This window comes from Frankia torreyi, from assembly GCF_000948395.1.
Lineage (GTDB): Bacteria > Actinomycetota > Actinomycetes > Frankiales > Frankiaceae > Frankia > Frankia torreyi.
On record NZ_JYFN01000123.1, the window covers coordinates 1 to 5,361 of the forward strand.

The following is a 5,361-nucleotide window of genomic DNA, read 5'->3' on the forward strand; positions in this document are numbered from 1 at the left end:
TCGAGGCTGGCGAGCAGGCTTTTGGTGCTGGTCGCGAGGGTGATCGCGCGGTGTGGGAACACGGTGCGCGTCGCCAGCGCCCGGGCCAGCGCCGGCAGGGGTGCGCGACCGGTGTCGCTCTCGCCGCTGGCGCGCAGGTGGGTAGCTAGCCGGCGGGCCTGTGCCTGCAGGGCCTCGGGGCTGCGCGCGGACAGTGGCGCCAGCACCGGCAGCGCCCCGACCACAGCTCCATCGGCATCCGGATCGCCTGTCTCGGTGGTGGGACGGCCCGCCTCCGCGCTGTCCGCGTCGGCCGGCGCCGGACCGACGCCGGGGGCGTTCGGGTCGGCCGGGGCCTGTTCGATGATGACGTGGGCGTTGGTGCCGCTGACCCCGAAGGCCGAGACCCCGGCCCGGCGGGGGGCGCCGGTCGCGGGCCACGCGCGGGCCTCGGTGAGCACCTCGACCCCGCCGACCGACCAGTCCACCTGCGTGGACGGCGCGTCGACGTGCAGGGTCGGCGGCAGCAGGCCCGCGCGAATCGCCTGCACGATCTTGATGACTCCGGCGGCGCCGGCGGCGGCCTGGGTGTGGCCGATGTTCGACTTCACCGAGCCGAGGTAGAGCGGCCGGTCGGCCGGGCGGTTGCGACCGTAGACGGTCAGCAGCGCGTGGGCCTCGATCGGGTCGCCGAGGGCGGTGCCGGTGCCGTGGGCCTCGACCGCGTCGATGTCGGCGGGGGTGAGCCGGGCGCCGGCCAGCGCCGCGCGGATGACCCGCTGCTGCGACGGGCCGTTCGGCGCGGTCAGGCCGTTGCTCGCGCCGTCGGAGTTGACCGCGCTGCCGCGGACGAGGGCGAGGATGGGGTGGCCGAGGCGTTGGGCGTCGGAGAGCCGTTCGACGAGCAGGACGCCGGCCCCCTCGCCCCACCCAGTGCCGTCGGCAGCGTCGGCGAAGGCCTTGCACCGCCCGTCGGAGGCCAGGCCCCGCTGGCGGGAGAACTCGACGAAGGCGGCCGGGGAGGCCATCACCGTCACGCCACTGGCGACGGCGAGGTCGGTCTCGCCGTTGCGGAGCGCCTGCGCGGCCAGGTGCAGGGCGACCAGGGCGGACGAGCAGGCCGTGTCGACGGTGACCGACGGCCCCTCGAAGCCGAACGTGTAGGAGATCCGCCCGGACAGCACGCTGCCGAGCGTCCCCAGCCCGAGATAGGCCTCCAGCTCCGGCGGCGGCTGACGCACCGTGTCGCCGTAGTCCTGCCCGTTCGTTCCGGCGAACACCGCGGTGCGGCTGCCGCGCAGCGCCGTCGGGTCGATCCCGGCCTGCTCGAACGCCTCCCAGGTGGTTTCCAGCAACAGCCGTTGCTGCGGGTCCAGGGCGAGCGCCTCGCGCGGGGAGATGCCGAAGAACTCGGCGTCGAAACCGGCGGCGTCGGTCAGGAACCCGCCGTGCCTCGTGTACGACTTCCCCGTCGCGTCCGGGTCGGGGTCGAACAGCTCCTCGACGTCCCAGCCGCGGTCCGTCGGGAACTCGCCGATCGCGTCCCGGCCCTCGGCGACCAGCTCCCACAGCTCCTGCGCGGAGCCGACCCCGCCCGGAAACCGGCAGGCCATCCCGACGATCGCGATCGGCTCGCCCCGGGCGTCCCGCTCGTCCCGCAGCCGTTCACGGGTTTCGTGCAGCTCGGCGGTCACCCTCTTGAGGAGGTACCGAATCTGGTCGTCGCTCATGTTCCACCTTCTTTCGCGATGCGGGGTCAGGAGATCCCGAGGGTCTTGCCGATGAAGTCGATGAGCTCGGCGTCGCTGGCCGCGGACAGCTCGGCCGCGACGGCCGCTCCGTCCGCCGCCGGTCCGCCCAGTCGGGTGAGCAGGTCCCGCAGCCGGTCGGCCGCGGCCTCCCGGTCCGCGTCGGCCACGTCGGCCAGCGCCGACTCCAGCCGGTCGATCTCGGCCAGCACGGCTGGCAGCCCGGCCGGTTCGTCCGGCACCAGTTCGCCGAGCAGGTGGTCGGTCAGCGCCGCGGCCGTGGGGTAGTCGAACACCAGGCTGACCGGCAGCGACAGGCCCGTCTCGGCGATCAGCCGGTTGCGCAGGTTCACCGCGGCGAGGGAGTCGAATCCCTGGTCGCGGAACCCGCGGTCGACGTCGACCGCGTCCGGCGAGGCATGTCCCTGCACGGCGGCGACATGATCGCGGACGATCGCGAGCAGCGCCTCCCGGCGTGCCGGCCCGTCGAGCTCGGCCAGCCGGGCCGCCAGCACCGGGCCATCGCCGTCACCGGTCGCGCCCGCCGGTCGACCCGACCGCTCGGCGAGGGCGCTGCGCTCGGCGGCGACCTCGGGCAGCTCGTGGACGAGGGGATGCGGCCGGCTCCGGTAGAACACCGGCCAGTCGGCGGCCACGATCGCCAGGTGGGTCTCGTCGCTGGCCAACGCGCCGGCCAGCGCCCGCACCGCCGGTTGCGGGTCCATCGCCAGCAGCCCGTAGCGGCCGAGGATGCGTTCCACATCCGGTTCGGCGAGTCCCGCGCCGTCCCACTGGCCCCAGGCGATGGAGGTGGCGACCAGCCCGGCGGCGCGCCGGTAGGCGGCAAAGGCGTCGAGGTACGCGTTCCCGGGGGCGTAGTTGCCCTGGCCGGTGATCCCCGCCGTCCCGGCGATCGAGGAGAACAGGACGAACGCGGCCAGATCCGCGTCGCGGGTCAGCTCGTGCAGGTTCAGCGCCCCGCCGACCTTGACCCGCAGCACCCGGTCGATCTGCTCCAGGGTCAGCTCCGAGACCAGGCCGTCGTCGAGGACCGCGGCGGTATGGACGACCGCACGCAGCGGCAGCTCCGCGGGAATCCCGCCGATCACCTCCGCGAGCGCGTCACGATCCCCCACGTCGACCGCGGCGATCGTGACCCGGGCGCCCAGCGCGCGCAGCTCCTCGGCGAGTTCGCCGGCGCCGGGCGCCCGCTCGCCCCGCCGGCTCGTCAGCAGCAGGTGGGCGGCACCCTCCCGGGCCAGCCAGCGGGCGACGTGCCCGCCGAGCGCCCCGGTGCCCCCGGTGATGAGGACGGTGCCCTCTGCCGCCCAGTCGGCGACCGAACCCGGCTCCTGCGCAGGCCGGGCTTCGGTCGGGGCCGGCACCAGCCGGCGGGCCAGCAGGCCACCCGACCGCACCACGAGCTCCGCCTCGCCGTGGCCGGCTCGCAGCGCCGTCGCCAGGAGCCGCGCGGCCTCCTCGTCCACCTGGTCGGGGAGATCGACGATTCCGCCCCAGCGGCCCGGATACTCGACGGCGCAGATCGCGCCGAGGCCCCAGAGCAACGCGTCGGCCGGTCGGGTGACGGGATCCGCCGCCGAGGTCGACACGGCGCCGCTGGTGGCGATCCACAGCCGGGCGTCGAGGCCCGTGTCGTCCAGGGCCTGGAGCAGTGCGACGGTCCCCGCGAGGCCGAGCGGCGTGGCGGCGGCGTCCGGATGCGCCGACTCGTCCAGGGCCAGCAGGGACAGCACGCCGGCCACCGCCGGTCCATCGGCGAGGCCCGACGGGATCGTGCCGTTCGGTGCCGTGCCGTTCGGTGCCGTGCCGTTGGGTGCCGTGCCGTTGTGGGCTGCCCCGATGGGGGCCGCGAGCAGGCGGGTCAGCTCGGTTGCCAGGGTGCGGCGATCCGCGGCCGCGGGGACGACCAGCCGGCGCACGGCGGCGCCCGCGTCCTCCAGCGCCCGCACCGCCGCGGCGACCCGGGGATGATCGACATACTCCGGCGCGACCACCAGAAGCCAGTCGCCATCGGAGGCGGGCGACGCCGACGCGCTCTGCGGGACCGGGCGCCAGGCGATCCGGTACCGCCACGAGTCCGCCTGCGACTCGGTGACCCGGCGCGTCCACCACGAGTTCAGCGCGGGCAGCACGGTGGCCAGCGCGTCGTGATCCGTCGGGTCGGAGATCCCCAGGGTGTCGGCGAGGGTGCTCGCGTCGGCGTGCTGGACGGCGTCCCAGAAACCGGTGTCGACCGCGTTGAGCGGGCTCCCCTGCCGATCGGACGTGGCAGGTGCCGGGTCCTCCAGCCAGTAGCGCTGGCGCTGGAAGGGGTAGGTGGGGAGGACCGCGGCGAGGTGGATCGGGCCCGTCCCGGTGCCACTGCTGGCGGCGTTTTCGCTGGTGGTGCTGTCGCCGCCGGGGCTGGCGCTGTGGTCGCTGGCGGTGGGGCTTGTGGTGGTGGGGGGTGTGGGGGTGTGGCCTTCGGTGTGGAGGGTGGCCAGGGCGGTGGCGAGGGTGGTGGCGGGGGGCTTGGTGCGGTGGAGGGTGGGGGTGGCGGTGAAGCGGGGTCGGTCGTTGCTGTCGCTGGTGCTGTCGCCGCTGGTGCTGTCGAGGTGGGTGAGGGTTTGGGTGGTCAGTGCCGTGAGGGTGGTGTCGGGTCCGAGTNCGAGGTAGGTGGTGACGCCCTGGCCGAGCAGGGTGGTGATGCCGTGGGCGTAGCGGACGGTGTGGCGGATGTGGCGGGTCCAGTAGTCGGGGGTGGTGTGGTCGCCGTCGATGGGAAGGGTGCCGGTGAGGCCGGCGATGAGGGGGATCGAGGGCTGGTGGTAGGTGATGGTGCTGGTGGTGGTGTGGAAGGTGTCGAGGATGGGGTCGGTGAGGGGGCTGTGGAAGGCGTGGCTGACGGTGAGGGTTCGGCTGCGGATGCCTTGGGCGGTGGCTTGTTCGGCGATGTGGGTGAGGGNGNNGGTGTCGCCGGCGATGACGGTGTTGGTGGGGCTGTTGAGGGCGGCGATGTCGAGGGTGGGTTGCCCGGCGATGAGGGTGCGGGTGGTGTGTTCGTCGGTGTGGAGGGTGAGCATGCTGCCGCCGGGGGGGAGGCTGGCGAGTAGGCGGGCGCGGGTGGTGACGAGGTGGGCGGCGTCGTCGAGGGTGAGGATGCCGGCGAGGTGGGCGGCGGTGATTTCGCCGAGGCTGTGGCCGATGAGGTAGTCGGGGGTGATGCCGTGAGACGTGATGAGGCGGTAGAGGGCGGTCTGGAGGGCGAACAGGGTGGGTTGGGTCCAGGCGGTGTGGTGGATGGTCGATGCCTGGGGGCTGTCGGGGTCGGCGTGGAGGATGTCGAGCAGGGGCTGGTCGAGGTGGGGATCCAGGGCGTCGGCGGCGTCGTGGAGGGCTTGGCGGTAGACGGGGTGGGTGGTGTACAACGCGTGGCCCATGCGGGGGTACTGGCTGCCCTGGCCGGAGAAGGCGAAGGCGAGCTTGCCCGTCCCGGCCAATCCGGTGATGACGGATGGGTCGGGTTGGCCGTCGGCGAGGCGGTCGAGGCTGGCGAGCAGGCTTTTGGTGCTGGTCGCGAGGGTGATCGCGCGGTGTGGGAACACGGTGCGCGTCGCCAGCGCCCGGGCCAGCG

At 74.1% G+C, this 5,361-nt stretch carries 2 protein-coding genes and 2 pseudogenes; all 4 read right to left on the bottom strand.

All coding sequences use genetic code 11. The features are described from left to right. On the bottom strand, nt 1-1,709 hold a 1,709-nt coding region (locus FF36_RS30925; RefSeq protein WP_044888755.1), incomplete at its 3' end, for a type I polyketide synthase. Between the two features lie 26 nt (nt 1,710-1,735). After that, nucleotides 1,736-4,394, bottom strand: a 2,659-nt coding sequence (locus tag FF36_RS30930; protein WP_242423002.1) for an SDR family NAD(P)-dependent oxidoreductase, incomplete at its 5' end; no start/stop codon positions are given. 1 nt (nt 4,395) lies between these two features. Then, nucleotides 4,396-4,681: pseudogene (locus tag FF36_RS39695) on the bottom strand (hypothetical protein); the annotation flags it as partial. 15 nt (nt 4,682-4,696) lie between these two features. Continuing rightward, a pseudogene (locus FF36_RS39700) lies at nt 4,697-5,332 on the bottom strand (acyltransferase domain-containing protein); the annotation flags it as partial. Nucleotides 5,333-5,361: the final 29 nt, after the last annotated feature.